Here is a 19,424-nt window from a genome sequence, read left to right as displayed (position 1 = left end):
TGGCCGCCGTGGCCGCCACCGAGTGAATCTGCTTGGTTTTGCTGTCCACCCCGATATGCGCCTTCATGCCGAAGTACCACTGGTTGCCCTTCTTCGTCTGATGCATCTCGGGATCGCGCGCCTTGTCTTTATTCTTCGTGGCGCTAGGGGCACTGATAATGCTGGCGTCGACGATGGTACCGTTGGAAACCCGCAGCCCCTGGGCCTGAAGGTAGTCACCCACCGCCTGGAAGAGGCGCCCACCCAGTTCATGCCGCTCCAGAAGATGTCGGAAGTTGAGAATCGTCGTCTCATCCGGCACTGGCTCCCGACCCAGGTCGATGCCGACAAAACGGCACATCGAGCGGGATTCATACAACGCCTCTTCGGCACCCGGATCCGACAGACTGAACCAGTGTTGAAGAAAGTAGATGCGCAGCATGCGTTCCAGGCCAACCGGCGGACGGCCATTCCCGGCTTTGGGGTAGAACGGCTCGATCAGCTGGCACAACTGGGCCCATGGGACCACTTGCTCCATCTCGGTCAGAAACTGTTCCCGCCGAGTCGGCTTGCGGTAGCGTTCAAAGTCACCGGTGGCGAAAGTCTGCTGTCTCATCGATACCTAACCGTTGTGAACCATGCGCGTATTATCGCAGATGTTGGGACTTAATCAGAGTTGCCCTAAGTTGTTTAACCCAGGGGACAAAATATATGTCAGCAACAACGATTCTGAATTACTGAATTCGATAGATCGTCTGATGGACAACTTTATAAAGGAATACTCTCAAATTTGGCAGCGAGTGTACACGCGAAGAAGCAATAAGATCATTGGAACCATTATTCGGTTCGCGTTCATGTCGACCTCTGAGGCTAGAAACCTATTAGTCCACACGTCGCAGTGGGGGATGAATCCGCGCCTCGGAATTTCCAGAAGCGACGAGAGTATCCAAAGGCTTCTCGCGTCTAGTCTAAAAGGTGCGTTGTGAAGCGAGAATGCGAACCTAACCAGGTGCCCAAGCCGGACGGCTTCGCCGCCGCTTGGCGTGGCCGTTGACTGTCTGCTTTTTAGATTTGGCGCCAGGACATGAACGTCTGCAACAGGGGGATTATTTCACTGTTCGAGCCAAGTGACAATCCAGCATGATTATGGCCGTTCCTGGTTCGAAAGCGACCCTAGAAGCGAGCCATACTAACGCTGTTTTCTTAACAGGGGTCCACCTTATCATAATTTGTCAATTTGCCCTGTTTGGGGGTTCTCAGTACTTCGCTTTTCATGCTGAAGTGACTATTCCGGATAAGAACCACGCCGTGACCTGAAGGGATTTTCGGTTCCGCTGGTCTGCCCAGCAAGCCACGATAGCCCATCGCATTGTCATTGGGCCATTCGTGGAAATGATCGGGAACACATATTCCATTCGCTTCGGTTTGCCGGTGTCGGTTGTTATGGCGCTATTGGCCGCTGCCGCTGCCGCTGCACAAGCAGGTCAGTCAGCGGAGGCGCATCCAGACTTCGTCGAGATATTTACCACAACTGAGTTGCCTGTGGCCAGTGAGGCAGTCATCAGCCAGCAGACGGGTTACAGGGAAATCGAATTCCACGTCTACGAACTGGACGGTGTCCAGCGTATCGAGGCGAAGCTATCCAAAGGCCTTTCGGCCGATCCAGAGCAATCCAAGCGAGTCGTGCTGCAACACTTCCAGAAACTGCATGAGGAAGATCGCGCCAGTATGCAACGCGCCGCGATGGGCCTGGCGAAGGTGGCGCAATATGGCATCGATCGCTATCCCGCCATCGTTTTCGACGGTGAGTTGGCGATCTATGGTGTGACCGACATCGGCGAAGCATTGCATCGGTATCAACAGTGGCAGGCCGGCCGGACGCCATGACAGGGCAGAGGGTTCTGTCACTTGCTTTGGCTGCATTGCTGGCGATGCCGTTGCCTGGCAAGGCAGGTTCCATCACGACACCGGAGATCGTGGCCGAGACGACGGCCGCGGCGTTTTCGTGTATGCAGTGGATGCCCATCGGCACCTGTTTCTGGTTACGCTGTTCCTGGTCCGGTTGCAGTGTCCGGACGTCACTCAAGGTTGGGCACTACAACCCGGACCTGGTGGTCAGCAGCTTCAATGAGCTGGGCGGTAATCCCTGGGTGGAGATCCGGGCGACACTCGGCCTCGCCCAGAAGACGGCGGCGGCCGGATTGCTTGGGTCACTGCTCGCAGTGCCCATCGACAGCGCCGGCAACCGCACCGAAGGGACATCCGACAACCGCGATCACAAGAACATGATCTTCCGTGAGACGGATGCCATCGGTCATCCGCTCAGTTCGCTCTCCGGAATCGTCGCCGGCGTGGGGATGTTATGCCAGACGGAGACGACGTCCTTCGTTCCGTATTTCCAGTCCGGGCTCGATGCGTTGTCCTGGCGTCAGGAGGTGCCAGAGATCTTCTTTCCCGCGAGTTTCATCCCCGGGCTGCGTGAGCTCGGCACTTGGCCGTTGCAGACCTGGGGCGGGGTGTATCCACGCACCGGTTGGACTACGCAAGCCGAAGAACCCAAGGCCGCGGCGATCAACGCGCAGCGCGCCGGCGATATCGTGACCCGCACGGCGCAGCCGCACGTCTACGTTCCGGTTGTCGCATCGTCGTCTTCGAGCCAGAGGGTGTGGTCGCCCGGTCCGCTGATGGAGAAAGACCGCCGCTCCGGCACTTGGCAGATGATGGTCCCGCGTACCGAGACGAGTTGTGATGTGTTCGGGACCAATGATCTGGCAACCCTGACGGGGTGGGGCGGCGGTCGGGTCGATGGGGAGGGCGACTACGTCTGGAACCTCTGGCGTCCCTACAAGTGTTGCCAGCGGCGCGGCCAGTGGTTCCTGTTCGACATCGACTGGATCTCCTACCCACCATGAGGCACAAGCAAGGATACCCAATGGTTACGACACACCGATCCACTCGAACCATTTCACGCATTACTTGGGCGTCGATGTTGATCGCTCTATTGCTATGGAATAGCGCCTACGCCGCCAAGGCGCCGACGGAAGACAGCCTGTGGTACTACGAGATCGGAGGTGCGGAACCGGTGTCGGCGCCGGCCAATCCCTCGGTGGTTTCGGTTACTCTCGGTGGTTCGGCGCAGCTGGGTCTCGGATACAGTTGCGGCAAGTTCGATCCCGTGGCGGCGGTCACTAACACGTTGAACGACATCGGCGCCGGCGTCGACAACATGATAAATGCCATGACTGTCGCGGCGAGTGCCGCCATCGCATCTCTGCCAGCACTCATTCTGCAACGGGCCAATCCGGGGCTCTACGACATGTTCCAGAATGCGCTGTTGCAGGCCGAGGAGACCATGCAGCTCGCCACCAAGTCCTGCGAACAGATGGAAGCCGAGATTGCAAAGGGCAAAAACCCCTATGCCGATCTCATCACCCTGTCCAAGGGCAACGACTGGAAACTCCAGATGGGTGTCGGCGGCAACGACGCCGTGACCGCGAAGACCGCCGTCGAGACGTCCAACGGCGACAACGGTGTGCCGTGGATCGGCGGGCAGGCGGGTGGTTCGGGTCAGCCACTCCTGGAGTTCACGGGCGATATCGTCAAGGCCGGTTACAACATCAATATGAACCGGCCCGTCACCGCGGTGGGACCCGTGCCGCCGGCGTCGGCGACCCGGCTGTCCGAGGTCTGGGCCACACCCGCGGAGGCCAGAGACTGGGTGGTGGACGTGGTGGGCGAAAATATTGTCACCACGTGTGATACCTGCCGCAAGGACAGCATTCCCGGCACCGGCCTGTTGCCGAAGCTCTATCAGGAAGCGAGCACGGTGACGGTGGAGATTCAGAATCTGGTCAGTGGTGCGACGCCACCGACGCTCGCGAATTTGGAAAACATCACCGCGCCCGGCGTGGCCATCACGCGCCAGGTCATCGAGGCGATCCGGGAGATGCCGGCCTCTGAGCAGAGCCTGATCATGGGGCGGTTGGTCTCGGAGATCAGTACCGCGCGCACGGTGGAAAAGGCCCTGTTCGCCCGACGACTGTTACTCACCGGCCGGCAAGTGCCGGAGGTCTATGCGACCGAAGTGGCCCGTGAGCATGCCGACACCTCCATCGCCGAGCTCGACAAAGAAATCGAGAACCTGCTGTTCGAGACCCGGGTGCGCAAGGAGGTCGTATCCGACACGGTAAGCATGTTACTCCAGCGTGCGGCTGCGCGACGCCAGTCATCCCTGAACACACCCTCGGTGCCCACGATCGATCCCCGGCCCTTGAGCAATGGCCGTGTTCCGTAACGGCATTGCCATGCGCCGTCGCTGGTTCGTGCTGCTGACCCTGTTGGCGTTCGGGCTGGCGTTGGGCATCGGCGTCTTCCTGTGGTACTCGGTGCAGACCTCGTCCGTCGTCGCGATCCAGAGCCGAATCGAGGTGATGAAGCCGGTCGCCACCGTGATCCGGTTGCTACTGATCGGCCTGGTCGCGCTGGCGTGGCCAGCGATGACGCGGTCGCTCCATCGCTGGGGGCGCGTCGATGAGGCCGGGGTAGGGCGCCTGCAATCACTGCGTTGGCGCATCGTCACCTGGCTCATCGTCATCGAACTGATGCTCGGGCAGAACCTTATGGGACTATTCCTGGCCGCCCTGCAGGAACCCAGTACATGACCGTCGACAGCTATCTCGAATTGTTCACTACGCTGTTCGGCTGGGCCTTCTACGGCATCCTGTGGGACGTGTTGCTGGGAACGGGCATCGTGTTCCTGCCGTTTCTCGGCATTCTGATCGACAACTGGCGGGAGCCCGCTGAAGGCGGCGAGTTCGGTACCGTTACCGGATTGTCACTGCGCCGTATGGAGATCGAGCTGTTCATCGCGCTGCTGGTCGTGGTCCTGGCTGGACAGCCCGCCGCGCTGACACCGTTGAACGCCGGGACGCTCAGCTACACCCCGCCGCCGACCCTGATCGATCCCACGCCCGCCACCGCGACGGTTGGCGCACCCCAGAGCACCTATGGTACGACCGGATTCGCCGGTTCACCCGCGACCGTGAATATCCCGGTATGGTGGTACGCGGTGTTGGCCATGACGTCGGGGTTGAACCATGCCGTGATCGAAGGTCTGCCCTCGGCTGCCGACATGCGCACCTACGAGCAGCAGGCCCGACTGGCCACCATCGCGGACCCGCGCTTAAGACAGGAAGCCAGCGACTTCTTCAGTCAGTGCTACATCCCGGCGCGCTCGAAATACCAGGCCGAGCGGCCGGCAACGGCGGCGGTCAACGCCTTGTTGAGCACCTACGGACCGGACGATCCCGACTGGATGGGCTCGCACGTCTACCGCGACACACCCGGCTATTACGACACGCTTCGCCCGTCCATGCAGATCGCGGGCTGGGCCTACATCGGGGCGCGCGATACCGAATACGACCCGACCGCACCGCCCGTATGGGGCAAGCCCTACTGCAAGGAGTGGTGGGAGGACGGCACGATCGGCTTGAGGGAGAAGCTGATCAACGAGGCGGACGCGACCTCCGCCGGATTCTCGGGCCTCGTCGTCTCCGTGGCACCGGCGCTGGCAACCGAGAAGCAGAACGATGCCGTCGCCCGCACTGTACTCACCAACGCTCCACCCGGCTGGTCGAACAACGACCTGGTGGCGAACAACGCCGGCACCACCGGCTGGATCAGTACTGCGGAAAACTGGGTCAAGGGCGGCCTTGCAGCGGGAGGCGTGCTCACTGCATCCGCACTGTTTTCCGTCACTATGACCGCCGTCCTTCAGGCGCTCCCCATGGTGCAGGCAGTCCTTCTGCTCGGCATGTATGCCTTGTTGCCTATGGTTGTGGTGTTGTCGCGCTATTCCATCTCCATGATGGTCATAGGCGCCATGGCCATCTTAACTGTCAAGTTCTGGAGCGTACTTTGGTACCTCGCCATGTGGGTGGACCAAAACCTTATCCAGTCGATGTATCCCGACGTGAACGTTTTCCTGCAGATCTTTGCGAACCCCGGCGAGCATGACATCAAGCGCATGCTGCTCAACATGATTACAACCAGCCTCTACTTGGGGCTGCCGTTGCTGTGGAGCGGGATGATGGCGTGGGCGGGAGTAAATGTTGGACGCAGCATCAACAATGCTGCCGCGCCGCTGGCTCGGCCTGCGGACGACGCGGGTCGCCAGGGCGGGGCGATTGGGAAGGCTGCCACGAGCCGAGGCTTCCGCCGCTAGCGGCGGCTCGGCTAATCCTCGTCGTACCAGCCGTAGGGATCGTTACCGGCGTCCAGACGGCCGGTACGGTGGTTGTACTCGCCAATGAGATCGGTGTCCTGGAGTTGACGGTCGTCATGGTCGTTGTCGGGTACAGCAACCAGCAGATCTCGTAAGAGACCCAGCATCACTGCCCCTGCAGCCCATGCTACTCGGCCCACTCTCTGAAGCATTCTGTCCACTCGCCTGCCCAATTGCGTCTTCTCGTTAGTTACAGTCTTGCCCTCTCCAGAATAGGTATAGAGGGCCACATTGGCAACGCTTATCGTCGTTCGGCGGCCACTTGCCAATCTCGCTCCCGCGGTGACCACGCTTCCGGATTGGATGGCGTGTCTTCAACAAAAACATCATAACCTATTGTTTTACAGTCCTCGTAGCGTCTCACCTGCGACCGTTTATATTCGCCGGCTAGTTTGCCGGCGAATATTGACATATTTTCCAGGCCCGCTATAGTACCTCACCATGGGCGCGATATCCGATCTGAATTTCGAAGCAGGGATTGCTGGGTTAACCGGCAGCCAGGCCATGATCTGGGGGTTCCGTTCGGGTGATCGGGGCACCCATACAAGCCGTACCATCATGCTCGACGAGCTGTCGCATCTCCTGGATGCGGCCCCCGGCGAAGTAAGCCGCGAGGACTACGCGGATGCCGTCATGGAGCACAACTGCCTGGGCAAGCGGACAGCGGCGACTCGCAAGCTTTCGCTGCAACGCTTGACCGAGCTCTACGGCCTCGACAATCAGTTGATCTTGTATCGGGTGCTGCGAGACCTATGGGGTCGACACGAAGGCAGTCGCCCGCTTCTGGCAATGTTGCTGGCTCTGGCTAGAGACCCGCTCCTGCGGGCAACCGCGACAGCTGTTATTCGCACGCCCTACGGCCATGAATTCGCCCGGCAGTCCATGAAGGACGCCCTCTCCGAAGCGGTCGGCGAGCGCCTGAACGACGCGACTCTCGACAAAGTTGTGCGTAATGCCTCTTCTTCGTGGACTCAATCCGGCCACTTTCGTGGTAGAGGGCGCAAGACAAGGGAGAAGGTAGACGCTACGCCGGCTGCAACCACCTACGCATTGCTACTCGGGTTCGCCGTGGGCCGTCGCGGCCGGCTGCTGTTCGAAACGCCTTGGGCCGCGATACTGGATGCCGGCCCCGATGACCTTATCGATGTAGCCGTCGACGCCAAGCGGCTGGGCCTGCTCGATCTCAAACAATCCGGATCGATGATCGATGTGTCGTTTCCGGCGCTGTTCACTGAAAAGGAACGGGAGTTGATTCATGGGTCGCATCGACAGGCTGGCTGAGCGCTACAAGAGCTATATCGCTTTGCCGTGGCAGAAGGACCTGGCCGGTGCCCAGCGTGCGATCTTCATCGTTTACGACAAAGCCGACGAACGCCGCCTGCGGGCGCGAAAAGATCTATTCGCGCTTGCAACAGCGGAAGCAGGGCACACCTGGCACGAGTGTGATTTAACCAGAGTTTTCGCACAGTGGATGGCCGATATCGAGTACCGAGACAGCTATTTCGAGTCACCCGAGGATATGGAACTCAAGCTGGAGGACGATTTTCTTGAGCACGTGGCCGGACGTGTCAGAGAAGCGCTCACGGCCCCTGAAGCCGATGAGAATTCGGTCGTCGGCGTGTACGGCATTGCTTCGCTGTTCGGTTTCGTCCGCGTGTCAGAACTCATGAAGGAGATCGAGCGGGATATCAGAGGTCGCGTGGTGGTGTTTTTCCCCGGCGAATACGAGAACAGCAACTACCGGTTGTTGGATGCACGGGATGGGTGGAACTACCTCGCAGTCCCGATCACCTTGCACGAAGATCGAGGAGTGTACGAGGTATGAAAAACCGCGATATCTACCAAAGGGACCCCGGCAAGATCACCTTGCTGAATAATGGCGTCGCAACTATGACCGACGCCCTGACCGACGACGAGCGTCGTACGTTGCGCTTCGAGCTCGAGCATTTCGTCTGCGAAGGGGAATATCAGCGCGGTCTCGTACGCATTCTCGACTCCTACGTCAGCAACCAGGGCCAGCCCGAGCAACCGGCGGCCTGGGTGAGCGGGTTTTTCGGTAGTGGTAAATCGCATTTGGCGAAGATGCTCCGCTTTCTGTGGACGGACTACACCTTCCCGGATGATGGCGCGAGCGCTCGCGGTCTTGCGCGGCTGCCCAACGATGTGCAGGACCTGCTGAAGGAGATCACGACCCTCGGCAAGCGTGCTCATGGGCTTCATGCGGCGGCGGGGACGCTCGGCGCCGGGGCCGGCGACAGCGTTCGACTCGCGTTGCTCGGCATCGTTTTCAAATCCGCGGAGTTGCCCGAGAGTTACCCTCAGGCGCGCTTCAGCCTGTGGCTCAGGAAGAACGATATCTACGATCAGGTTTGCGCCGCCGTGGAGGCGCAAGGGCGCGACTTTCGCCGCGAGCTGAACGACATGTATGTCAGCCCGCTCATCGCCAAAGCACTACTCGCCGCTGACCCCAATTTCGCTGGCAGCGAGAAGGATGCCAGGGCTGCGCTCCGCGCACAGTTTCCGAAGCCGAAGGACATTACCACCGACGAATTCACTACCGCGCTACAGGACGCCCTCGCCCCCGAAGGCGAAATGCCGTGCACGGTCATCATCCTCGACGAGGTGCAGCAGTACATCGGTGATGACACAAGCCGATCTTACGTAGTGCAGGAAGTCGTGGAGGCCTGCAGCAAACGGTTCGGTGACCGCTTGCTGTTCCTGGGTACCGGGCAGACGGCGCTCTCGGGTACGCCAGCACTGCAACGACTGCAGGGCCGGTTCACAGTCAACGTTGAACTCTCCGACACCGATGTCGAAACGGTCACACGTCGAGTCGTATTGGCGAAACGCCCGGATCGCGTCAACGATGTCAAAGCGACTCTGGATGGTAACGCCGGCGAACTCGATCGGCACCTGGTTGGTACCAAGATCGGTCCTCGCAGCGAGGACAAGTCGGTCCTTGTCGAGGACTATCCGCTACTCCCCGTACGACGCCGCTTCTGGGAGCACGCCTTGCGCGCGGTCGATCGCGCGGGTACTGCGGGGCAGCTTCGTACGCAGCTGCGCATCGTCTACGACGCGATCCGACGCACGGCCGACGACCCTGTCGGTACGGTTGTGCCTGCCGACTTCCTGTTCGAGGAAATTTCCGCCAACCTGCTCCAGTCCGGCGTGTTGTTACGCGAGGTCAACGAGACGATCGCCGAGCAGGACGATGGCACCCCGGATGGAAGCCTGAAGTCGCGGCTATGTGCCTTGGTCTTCCTCATCCGCAAGCTGCCCCGCGAGGCGGGTGTCGACATCGGAGTTCGGGCCACAACGGACACCTTGGCGGATTTGCTGGTCAAGGATCTGGCAAAGGACGGCGCTGCCCTGCGCAGTCAGCTACCGAAATTGCTGGACGAGCTCGTCGCCGCCGGCACGTTGATGAAGCTCGACGACGAGTACAGCCTGCAGACGCGGGAGAGCAGCGAATGGGAAGCGGAATTCCGCAACCGGCAGACCAAGCTCGTCAACGATCCCGCGCGGATGAGCAGCAAGCGTGCTCAGCTCCTGGGTGCTGCGGTTCAGGATGCCATCGGCTCAGTGAAATTGCTGCATGGCAAGTGCAAGGAACCGAGAAAGCTGGCGTTGCACTTCGGCGCGGAACCGCCGCAGGGCACCACCCACGAGATACCCGTCTGGATTCGCGATGGCTGGGGTGCGGATGAGAAAAGCGTCATTGCAGATGCGCGTGCTGCAGGTCCCGATAGCCCGATCATCCACGTATTCGTACCGAAATCGCGTGCCGACGCACTGGCCAGGGTGATCGCCGCCCAGAGCGCGGCAAAGGATACGTTGGAATACAAAGGTGTGCCGTCGAGCCCCGAGGGGATCGAGGCCCGGCAAGGTATGGAGACCCGATTGACCGAGGCGGGTAACAGCCTGCGGAGCTTGGTCGCTGAAGTCATCGATGGCGCGAAAGTCTACCAGGGCGGCGGCAGCGAGAGGCTCGAGGCCTCCTTGCTGGACAAGGTCAAGGAAACCGCAAATGCTTCTTTGGATCGCCTCTTTTACGACTTCAAGGATGCCGATGATCACCGCTGGCCCAAGGTGATCGAGCGCGCCCGAAAAGGTGCTGAACACCCACTGGAAGCGTTGGATTACAGCGGCAAGACCGAAGATCATCCGGTCTGCTCCGCGGTGCTGTCTTTCGTCGGTTCCGGGAAGAAGGGTAAGGACGTGCGCACGCACTTTTCCGATCCGCCCTACGGTTGGTCACGCGACGCCGTCGATGCCGCGCTCATTAGCTTGTTTGGCACCGGGCATTTGCGGGCGACCACCAATGGAACGCCACTCAAGCCCGGGCAGCTCGATCAGGCGAAGGTCTCGAGCACCGACTTCCGGGTGGAGAGTGCAACCATCGACACCCGCCAGCGTCTCAAGGTGCGCAAGCTGTTGCAGACGGCCGCAGTCGCCTGCAAACCAAACGAAGAAGCCGTCGCCGCTGGAGATTTCCTGAACAAGCTGAGCGAGCTTGCGCGTGGCGCCGGCGGAGAAGCGCCGCTCCCCGAGCGCCCCGAAACCAGCCACCTGTTGAACCTCCAGTCACTTGCCGGCAACGAACAGCTGGTCGGCATTCTGAACCGACACGATGAGCTCCTGAACAACATCGAAGACTGGACCAAGGCGCGCGACCTGGCCGAGAAGCGCCTGCCCGCGTACAAGCGACTGCAGTCTCTGGCCCGCCATGCTGAGGGGCTGGACGCGGCGACAGAAGCGCAGCCGCAGATCGAAGCTATCGCCGCCAACCGCAGCCTGCTTGATGCGGCAGATCCGGTGCCCGACCTCGCGAAGGCAGTGGCAGATGCGTTGCGCGCCGCACTGGCGTCGGCGGAGAAGCTTTACTCCGAAACCTACGACTCGGAAGTGGTGCGCCTGGAGGCCGCCGAGAGCTGGCAGAAGATCGATCAATCTGATCGCGACCGAATTCTTAACGGATTACATATCGCCAAGGTCACAAAAGGTGCTACCGGCACCGAGCAGGAGGTGCTCGAATCCGTCGAACGTATCTCCCTCGACGCCTGGAGGACCCGTACTGCGGCATTGCCACAGCTCTTCGCGGACGCACGCATCCAGGCCGACAAACTGATCGAACCGAAGACCCATCACGTCAAGCTGGGAAGTGCGACGCTGCGGACTCCAGAAGAGGTCAAGACCTGGGCTGCGAAGACCGAACAAGAGCTGCTCGAGCAGCTCAAACAAGGCCCTATCGTGGTGTCGTAGGGGCTGACATGAAGACACTGTTGACAGAATTCCGCAGGCAGCTCGAGCGAACGGTAGTTGAAGCCCGTGATGTCGCCGAGGCTGGTGCTCGCGTTGCGCTCGAGGCGCTTGCAGTACAGCACCACGAGCCGTACGGCCATATGGACTCGGAGCAACGCACTCTGCGCCGGCGCTTGCGCGCGCACGCGCGCCAACTGAGTGACCGTCTCGAGGCGCGGTCGGGCGGTCATAGCATCGATCACCTGGTGCATGAGTGTGCCTATGAGCACTGGCACGGCATGTTGTTCGCCCGCTTCCTTGCTGAGAACCATCTGCTCATTGAACCGGAGCTGGGTGTCGCCATAACGTTAGACGAGTGCGAGGAGCTGGCGAAGGAGGAAGGTGTCGACAAATGGGCGCTGGCGGCACGCTTCGCGCACCGCATGCTGCCGCAAGTGTTTCGGCCAGACCATCCCGTCTTCGAGGTGCAGTTTGCGCGGGAACACCGGCTGAAGCTGGAAGGCCTGGTTGAAGGCCTGCCGTCCGAGGTGTTCACGGCGACCGATGCGCTGGGCTGGGTCTATCAGTTCTGGCAGACCAAGAAGAAAGACGAGGTGAACCGCTCCGAGGTCAAGATCGGTGCGGACGAACTGCCCGCCGTCACCCAGCTCTTCACCGAGCCCTACATGGTGCAGTTTCTGTTACACAACGCGCTCGGGGCCTGGTGGGTCAGCCGGCATCCGGAGAGACCTTGCCCGGTCAACCTCACTTATTTGCGTAAAACCAAAGACGGCAAACCCGCTGCCGGCGCCTTCGAAGGCTGGCCCGATGATCTCTCGGAATTCCGCCTGCTGGACCCTTGTTGTGGTTCGGGACATTTCCTCGTGGCTGCTTTCCTTATGCTCGTGCCCATGCGCATGACGCTGGAGAACCTGAACGCCGCGGAAGCGGTGGATGCCGTCCTGCGCGATAACCTGCACGGGCTGGAGCTGGACCAACGTTGTGTCGCCATCGCCGCCTTCGCGCTGGCGCTGGAGGCGTGGCGCTATCCCAAAGGGGACGGCTATCGCCCGCTGCCCCGGCTCAATCTCGCCTGGTGCGGCCAGCCGGTGGCCGGCAAGCGTGAACAGTGGCTGGCGCTGGCCGAAGGTGACAGCCGCCTGGAAGCCGGCATGACAGCGCTCTATGACACCTTCCGTGATGCCCCCATCCTCGGTAGCCTCATCGACCCATCGCGTTCCGTAGCCGAAGACATGCTGACGGCAGGCTTCGAGGAAGTGGCGCCGTTGCTAGGGCGGGCCTTGCGCGAACACGCCGGCGACGAAGAGTGGGAAGAGACCACCATCGCCGCGCTTGGTCTTGCCGATGCAGCCCGGTTGCTGAGTGGTCATTATCACCTCGTTATCACCAATGTTCCGTATCTCACACGCGGCAAGCAGAACGAGCGCTTGCGCAAGTTCGCCGATACCCATTACTCAAAGGCCAAGAACGACCTGGCGAATGTCTTTCTGGAGCGCTGTCTGGAACTGTCCTTGCCCGAGGGCGCCGGTGTCACCCAGATCGTCATGCCGCAGAACTGGCTGTTTCTCACCAGCTACAAAGGCCAGCGCGAGCACCTGCTCAAGGAGGTACGTTGGGATTTGCTGGCGCGGTTGGGGGAAGGCGGCTTCGACAGCTCACAGGCCGCAGGCGCCTTCATTATCCTCCTCACCCTGACCCATACCCGCCCGCATGTGGAAGGCCATCTGCGTGGCATCGACGCCAGCGCCCCGCGCACGGCGGCGGGAAAGGCCGAAGTGTTGCGAGACGGTGAGGTCGCAGCGGTCAGTCAGAAGGGGCAGTTGGGGAATCCGGATGCCATCATATCTCTCGAAATAGGCGAGCAGCTGCCGCTGATGTCCGAGTTTGCATATTGCTATCAAGGGACATCGACAGGTGACAACCTACGTTTCGTTAGAACGTTCTGGGAAAATCTGATGCCTGTTGATGGCTTTGAATATTTTCAGAATCCATCTGAGCAGACCATTCTGCAAAGTGGAAAGCAACACATTGTAAATTGGTCCGGTGTCGTTTCGTTTGAAGGTGCTGCAGTCCGAGGAGAACAGGCATGGGGAAGGAGAGGAGTCGCAATTGGACAGATGCGCTCGTTACCTGCGACCCTGTTCGAGGGTAGCTACTTCTCGAACAGTACACCAATAATTGTCCCTATCGACTCCTCCGATTTGGCTGCTTTGTGGTGTTTTTGCTCGTCTGGGCAATTTGCAACAGGATTACGATCGATAAATCAGAAGCTGAGTGTTGATAATGGGTATGTGTCAAAAATGCCCATCGATATTGAGTGCTGGCGTAAAGAAGCGGCGAAACGCTTTTTGCATGATATACCTGAGCCTTACTCCAACGACCCCACACAGTGGATCTTCCACAGCCACCCCTGCGGTTCGGTGATCTGGGATGAGCCACAGAAGAAACTGGTGCAAGGCCCCTTGCGTGCCGACGCTACGGTTCTGAATATCGCCGTCGCCCGCCTACTCGGCTACCACTGGCCGGCGGAGAACGACGCGGACATGGAGCTGGCTGACGAGGCCCGTGCCTGGGTCGATAGGGCGAAGGCGCTTTACCAATTCGAGGACGACGACGGCATCGTTTGTCTGCCGTCTGTGCGCGGCGAACCGGCCGCCCACGAGCGTCTACTGCACTTGTTGGAAGCCGCGTGGGGAGATGGCTGGAACGACGGCGTGCTGTCCAAGCTGCTCACGGATGCCGGCAGCAACAGCCTCGACGATTGGCTGCGCAATGCTTTTTTCGAGCAGCACTGCAAGTTGTTCCAGCACCGCCCCTTCATCTGGCACATCTGGGATGGCCGCAAACGCGACGGCTTCCATGCGCTGGTGAACTACCATAAGCTGGCCGAAGGCAATGGCAAGGGCCGCCGCCTGCTGGAATCCCTCACCTACAGCTATCTCGGCGACTGGATCGGCCGCCAGCAAGACGGCGTCAAACGCGGTGAAGGCGGCGCCGAGGACCGCCTGGCCGCCGCGCTGGAACTGCAAAAGCGCCTCGTCGCCATCCTCGAAGGCGAACCACCGTTCGACCTCTTCGTCCGCTGGAAACCGATCGAAGAGCAACCCCTCGGCTGGGAGCCGGACATCAACGACGGCGTGCGCATCAACATCCGCCCCTTCCTGGCCCAGGACATCCCCGGCGGCAAGACCGGCGCCGGCGTCGTGCGCGCCAAACCGAACATCCATTGGAAGAAAGACCGCGGCAAAGAGCCTGTTCGCGAGCAGTCCCAACACCCCTGGTTTTGGCAAGACGGCAAGTTCACCGGGGAGCGGGTCAACGACGTTCACCTCACTCTTGCCGAAAAGCGCGCGGCTAGAGAGGCGGCGCGCGCCGGCGGCAACAAGTACGGCTCCGCCAAATGACAGCCATGGATATTTCCGGCAACGCAGTCATAGAGGCGCTCGTTGGCTCCCTAGCGGCGGCGGCGAAGTACAACCCGAACGATGTCGTGCATCCGTACGCCGTTTTGTGGACGGACCACGACGCACAGTGGCAACCGATCATTCCGCAGCTGCGTCGGCTGCTTCCGCAGCTCCTCACGCTCGGGGAATACCAACCTGACCAGCGAATAGGGCCGGCGATTTGGCTGCGAAGTGTCGTGGACCGGGGGATGCCTGAGATTGAACTGCCGGACGGGGTAACTCCGATCATCTACCTCCCCGAGGTAAGCCGGCAGGAGCTCCGGGCGGTCCAGGAATGCCCGGACAGTCTTAAGCCGCTGGTGGAGCTGCAGTACCGCGGAGTCTGCTGGACCCAGAAGAACGGCAAGGACTGGACGGTCGAGTCCTTTCTGGTTTCCGAAGAAGGTGGGCTTGGTCTAGACGTCGCGCGCGATGCGACGACCCGACGGGCCATGCTCGGCGCCCTGGCGGAATTGGCCACAACGTCCGTCGACCGGCTCAAGGGAAAGCATCTCGAGGCGGAGGATTTCGACAAGCTCTTTTCGGACGATCCGGCCAAGGATCTGTTGCTATGGCTGAGTGAGCCCGGGGCGGTGAAGTCGGGTTGGAACAGCGGTCGGTGGAGCGCCTTCAAGTCCCGATGCAAGGCTGATTTCGCGTTCGATCCGGACAAAGACGGTGAACTGGTCGGCGCAGAGCTGCTCGGCAGGCGGGAAGGCCCGTGGGCTGCGGTGTGGGAGCGATTCACCGAGTCGCCGGTGCTCTATCCAGGCGTTCCGGAGCTACTCAGTAAAGCGATGCCAAGCGAGTTGTTCGTGGAGCCTTCCTCCTGGCCCCAAAACAACGAGAAGGAAGAGGCGGCACTGCGGCAAGCGCTGCTTGCGTTGGAGAAATCCACGCCCACCAAAGCGCGTGAACAGGTCCTCGAACTCGAAAAGTCGCACGGACCGAGACGCGGGTGGGTCTGGGCGAAGCTGGGCCAGGCGCCGCTCGCCAATGCGCTCGGCCACTTGGCCGAGCTTGCGGAACGTGCGGCGATCAAACTTGGCGGCGCATCGACGGCCGAGATGGCGAAGCTGTATGTCGACACGGCTTGGGAGGTTGACACTGCCGCGCTGTCTGCAATGGCCGCGGTGAAGTCATCCGGCGATGCCCAGGCCGTGGGTAAAGCGTTGAACGCTGTCTACCGGCCCTGGCTGGAGTCGGCGGCTGAGCATCTGCAGGCTCTGGCCGAGAAAGAGCCGCTTCCGGGGCACGATGGGCAGGGGCTGGAAGATCTCCTGGTTGAATCCGGCGGCCTGGTACTCTTCGCCGATGGCCTCCGTTTCGACGTCTCACAACGTCTGGTCCAACGCATGCGCACGAAGGGTTGGTCTGTAACGCTGTCGACCCGGTGGGCGGGCCTGCCGACGGTGACCGCGACCGCCAAGCCAGCAGTCTCACCGGTCACAAAGGGCATCAAAGGTATGTCAATCGGGGAGGATTTTCTTCCTGCGACGGCAGATGCCGAGCAGCCGCTGACCACGGACCGGTTCCGAAAACTTCTGACCACGGCCGGCTACCAGTACATAGGCGCCGACGAATCGGGCGATTCCTCGGGCCGCGGCTGGACCGAGAATGGCGAGCTCGACAAGTTGGGCCACTCCCTACAGGGTAAGCTCGCGGGCCGGATCGAAGAACAGGTCGATTTGCTGCTTGAGCGCATCGAGTTTCTGCTCGACGCCGGTTGGCGCGAGATCCGAGTGGTAACGGACCACGGTTGGCTCTGGCTCCCCGGTGGGCTGCCTAAGGTCGATCTACCGAAGTACCTGACTGCAAGCCGCTGGGCTCGATGCGCTGCGATCAAGGGTGGATCGAAGGTTGAGGTTCCGACCGTCCGGTGGCATTGGAATGCCCACGAGCGGGTTGCAGTGGCACCGGGGATTGCCTGCTTTGGCGCAGGCAATGAATACGCACACGGCGGGATGAGCCTGCAGGAGAGTCTGGTTCCGGTGATTCGGGTGACGGCCGGCGAAGCCGCTGCTAAGGCAGCCGCGAAGATTGAAGAGGTCTCCTGGGTCGGATTGCGTTGCCGCGTTCAGGTCGAGGCTGCTCAAGCTGGCTTGTCCGTGGACTTGCGGTCGAAGGTCAATGATCCGAGTTCGAGTGTTAGCAAGGTGCGACCGGTGGACGCCAAAGGAGCAGCCAGCCTTTTGGTTGCTGACGACGAGCTTGAGGGCACGCCGGCTGTGGTAGTGGTGCTGGATGTCAGCGGCCATGTGATAACGAAACAACCCACCATCATCGGGGGTGACGATTGAAAGTAGAACTCGACCAACTCGACCGTCTGGCGGCGACGGCGTTTGAAGGCTACCTGGTTCGCAAGGACCTGGTACGCAAGTACAGCCGGCAATATCCGGTCCCGACGTACGTGGTCGAGTTTCTCCTCGGACGCTACTGCGCTAGCACGGACGAACAGGAAATTGAGGAAGGGCTTACGATCGTCGAGCGCCAGCTGTCGGACCGCACGGTCAGGACGGGTGAAGAGGAGCTGTTCAAGGCGCGGGCTCGCGACCAGGGTTCAATCAAGCTGATCGATATCGTCCGCGCGAAGCTCGACGCGAAGACGGACTCGTTCGTAGCGGAATTGCCGAGCCTCGCGATCAAGGATGTCCGTATCGAAGACAGCCTCGTCAAACAGCATGAGCGTATGCTCACCGATGGCTTCTATGCGGAAGTCACGTTGAGCTACGACGCTGCAATCGCTCAGGAGAAGGGTGGCCGTCCTTTCGCGATCGACAGTCTGCGTGCTATCCAGCTTTCCAAGGCAGATGTGCTGGATACGCTCAAACGCGGCCGCCACGATTTCACCACTGAGGAATGGAAACGTGTTCTGCTGCGTAGCGTGGGCCTGGAACCGTCCGCACTGTCGGAGCGTGCACAATTGGTCGCGCTTGTCAGGATGGTGCCGTTCGTGGAACGCAACTACAACATGGTCGAGCTCGGTCCGCGCGGGACGGGCAAAAGCCACCTTTACCAGCAGATATCCCCATACGCACATCTGATCTCCGGTGGTAAGGCTACGGTGGCGAAGATGTTCGTCAACAATGCCAACGGTCAGCGTGGCTTGGTGTGCCAATACGACGTCGTCTGCTTCGACGAAATCTCCGGTGTGTCGTTTGATCAGAAAGACGGCGTAAACATCCTCAAGGGTTACATGGAGTCCGGCGAGTTCTCGCGCGGTAAGGAAAGCATTCGTGCCGAGGGTGGCATCGTGATGGTTGGAAACCTTGATGTCGAAGTCGAGCATCAGCAACGGGTCGGTCACCTGCTGAGCCCATTGCCTCCCGAAATGCGCGACGATACCGCTTTTATGGATCGCATTCACGCGTATGCGCCCGGGTGGGATTTTCCGAAGTTAAACCCGAACGAACACTTCACGGATCACTTCGGCTTGGTCAGTGACTTCCTGTCCGAGTGCTGGAGCCGGTTACGCACCGGAAGTCGAATCCCGGTGCTTCAGGGGCGAGTGAATTACGGTGGGGCGCTAAGTGGGCGGGACATCACGGCCGTCAACAAGACAGTGAGCGGCCTGCTCAAGCTGATTTACCCGGACCCCGAGATGACGGTTCCAGACGAGGAACTGGAGGAAATGGTTCGCGTCGCCCTCGAAGTCCGCCGACGGGTGAAGGAGCAACAGAAGCGAGTATTCAAGAGTGAATTCCGCAATACACACTTCAGCTACGCGATGGGCGAAGACGGTGTCGAAAAGTTCGTATCGACGCCTGAGCTGCATAGCGACGAAGCGATCGAACTCGACCCATTACCTCCGGGCCAGGTGTGGGGCATCAGCCCGGGCGGACCCGAGACGGGTGCCAGTCTGTACCGCCTCGAAGTGACGGTTGGCAAGGGAAGTGGCGTCAAGATCCTGAACGCACCAGTACCGCCCGCGTTCCGGGAAAGCGTCAGGTACGCCGAGCAGAATCTTTATACCAGGGCAAAGCAACTGGTCGGCGATCGAGACCCGCGCTCTCACGAGTTTTCCTTACAGCTGCGTGCTATGGACAACGACCGCAGCGGAACCGCCCTCGGCCTACCGGCTCTGATGGCCCTTTGCAGCGGCCTGCTTGAGAAAAGTACCAAGGGAGGACTGATTGTTGTCGGCGCGCTCAACCTCGGCGGCTCAATAGAACCGCTGGCGAATGCTGTCGGTATTATCGAGGTCGCCGTTGAGAAAGGCGCTGATACTGTGCTGATGCCCGTGTCGGCACGGAAGCAGCTATTCGAGTTGTCAGACGATATGGCAACGCGGATCAATATCCAGTTTTACTCGGATACGCCAGATGCTTTGCTCAAAGCGTTGCTAGAGTGATGCAGACCTCCCAGAAGTCAATCGAAGCGTCATTCTGGCGGAATTTGACGAGGCGCTTTGGCGGCGAGTGCTGGGATTTCCGATGAACATTGCGGGCTGCGGC

At 60.5% G+C, this 19,424-nt stretch carries 13 protein-coding genes; 11 read left to right on the top strand and 2 right to left on the bottom strand.

The window, feature by feature from the left end; all coding sequences use genetic code 11:
• Window positions 1–595 (bottom strand): IS5 family transposase (locus K8I04_00330; GenBank protein ID MBZ0070167.1); only part of this gene is annotated, 595 nt, incomplete at its 3' end.
• A 770-nt stretch (window positions 596–1,365) separates the two neighbouring features.
• Between K8I04_00330 and K8I04_00325 the strand changes: the two genes are divergently transcribed.
• From K8I04_00325 to K8I04_00305, 5 genes are all read left to right on the top strand, one after another.
• Entirely contained in the window at window positions 1,366–1,866 is a 501-nt protein-coding gene (locus tag K8I04_00325) for a TIGR03757 family integrating conjugative element protein (protein MBZ0070166.1), read from the top strand.
• Window positions 1,863–2,891: a TIGR03756 family integrating conjugative element protein gene (locus K8I04_00320; GenBank protein ID MBZ0070165.1), complete on the top strand. Its 1,029-nt coding sequence runs from the start codon at window positions 1,863–1,865 to the stop codon at window positions 2,889–2,891. The genes K8I04_00325 and K8I04_00320 overlap by 4 nt, the downstream gene beginning before the upstream one ends.
• Before the next feature lie 74 nt (window positions 2,892–2,965).
• Window positions 2,966–4,273 carry an integrating conjugative element protein gene (locus K8I04_00315; GenBank protein MBZ0070164.1) on the top strand — a complete coding sequence of 436 codons (1,308 nt, stop codon included), beginning with the start codon at window positions 2,966–2,968 and terminating at the stop codon, window positions 4,271–4,273.
• Window positions 4,263–4,640: a hypothetical protein gene (locus tag K8I04_00310; GenBank protein ID MBZ0070163.1), complete on the top strand. Its 378-nt coding sequence runs from the start codon at window positions 4,263–4,265 to the stop codon at window positions 4,638–4,640. Before K8I04_00315 ends, K8I04_00310 begins: the two co-directional genes overlap by 11 nt.
• Window positions 4,637–6,202, top strand: a complete 1,566-nt coding sequence (locus tag K8I04_00305; GenBank protein MBZ0070162.1) for a conjugal transfer protein TraG N-terminal domain-containing protein — start codon at window positions 4,637–4,639, stop codon at window positions 6,200–6,202. Before K8I04_00310 ends, K8I04_00305 begins: the two co-directional genes overlap by 4 nt.
• Before the next feature lie 11 nt (window positions 6,203–6,213).
• On the opposite strand, the gene K8I04_00300 is transcribed toward K8I04_00305, so the two are convergent.
• Window positions 6,214–6,369 carry a hypothetical protein gene (locus K8I04_00300; GenBank protein ID MBZ0070161.1) on the bottom strand — a complete coding sequence of 52 codons (156 nt, stop codon included), beginning with the start codon at window positions 6,367–6,369 and terminating at the stop codon, window positions 6,214–6,216.
• 334 nt (window positions 6,370–6,703) lie between these two features.
• Here K8I04_00300 and K8I04_00295 point away from each other — a divergent pair, with 334 nt between their 5' ends.
• From K8I04_00295 to brxL, 6 genes are read left to right on the top strand one after another with little or no spacing between them, the layout of a single operon-like run.
• A complete protein-coding gene (locus tag K8I04_00295) occupies window positions 6,704–7,543 on the top strand; it encodes a hypothetical protein (protein MBZ0070160.1) in 840 nt (279 codons plus the stop codon).
• Window positions 7,518–8,087: a DUF1788 domain-containing protein gene (locus K8I04_00290; protein MBZ0070159.1), complete on the top strand. Its 570-nt coding sequence runs from the start codon at window positions 7,518–7,520 to the stop codon at window positions 8,085–8,087. The genes K8I04_00295 and K8I04_00290 overlap by 26 nt, the downstream gene beginning before the upstream one ends.
• Window positions 8,084–11,527, top strand: coding sequence for a BREX system P-loop protein BrxC (gene brxC, locus K8I04_00285; protein ID MBZ0070158.1), 3,444 nt, complete (start codon window positions 8,084–8,086; stop codon window positions 11,525–11,527). Before K8I04_00290 ends, brxC begins: the two co-directional genes overlap by 4 nt.
• A gap of 8 nt (window positions 11,528–11,535) precedes the next feature.
• Complete coding sequence (locus tag K8I04_00280) at window positions 11,536–14,931, top strand: SAM-dependent DNA methyltransferase (GenBank protein ID MBZ0070157.1); 3,396 nt, start codon at window positions 11,536–11,538, stop codon at window positions 14,929–14,931.
• Complete coding sequence (pglZ, locus tag K8I04_00275; protein MBZ0070156.1) at window positions 14,928–17,270, top strand: BREX-1 system phosphatase PglZ type B; 2,343 nt, start codon at window positions 14,928–14,930, stop codon at window positions 17,268–17,270. Before K8I04_00280 ends, pglZ begins: the two co-directional genes overlap by 4 nt.
• Window positions 17,267–19,321 (top strand): protease Lon-related BREX system protein BrxL, encoded by a 2,055-nt coding sequence (gene brxL, locus K8I04_00270; protein MBZ0070155.1) that lies wholly within the window; start codon window positions 17,267–17,269, stop codon window positions 19,319–19,321. The genes pglZ and brxL overlap by 4 nt, the downstream gene beginning before the upstream one ends.
• The last annotated feature ends 103 nt before the right edge of the window (window positions 19,322–19,424 follow it).

The organism is Gammaproteobacteria bacterium, from assembly GCA_019911805.1.
Taxonomy (GTDB): Bacteria; Pseudomonadota; Gammaproteobacteria; order Thiohalobacterales; family Thiohalobacteraceae; genus JAHJQQ01.
Note: the sequence above shows the minus strand (reverse complement) of the source record. Positions and strands in the feature narration are given on the sequence as shown.

Bases quoted from the DNA above. Each gene is read 5' to 3' on its own strand.
- K8I04_00305 (MBZ0070162.1), top strand. From the start codon at position 4,637: ATGACCGTCGACAGCTATCTCGAATTGTTCACTACGCTGTTCGGCTGG.
- brxC (MBZ0070158.1), top strand. From the start codon at position 8,084: ATGAAAAACCGCGATATCTACCAAAGGGACCCCGGCAAGATCACCTTG.
- K8I04_00290 (MBZ0070159.1), top strand. From the start codon at position 7,518: ATGGGTCGCATCGACAGGCTGGCTGAGCGCTACAAGAGCTATATCGCT.
- K8I04_00295 (MBZ0070160.1), top strand. From the start codon at position 6,704: ATGGGCGCGATATCCGATCTGAATTTCGAAGCAGGGATTGCTGGGTTA.
- K8I04_00315 (MBZ0070164.1), top strand. From the start codon at position 2,966: ATGTTGATCGCTCTATTGCTATGGAATAGCGCCTACGCCGCCAAGGCG.
- pglZ (MBZ0070156.1), top strand. From the start codon at position 14,928: ATGACAGCCATGGATATTTCCGGCAACGCAGTCATAGAGGCGCTCGTT.
- K8I04_00280 (MBZ0070157.1), top strand. From the start codon at position 11,536: ATGAAGACACTGTTGACAGAATTCCGCAGGCAGCTCGAGCGAACGGTA.
- K8I04_00300 (MBZ0070161.1), bottom strand. From the start codon at position 6,369: ATGCTGGGTCTCTTACGAGATCTGCTGGTTGCTGTACCCGACAACGAC.
- K8I04_00320 (MBZ0070165.1), top strand. From the start codon at position 1,863: ATGACAGGGCAGAGGGTTCTGTCACTTGCTTTGGCTGCATTGCTGGCG.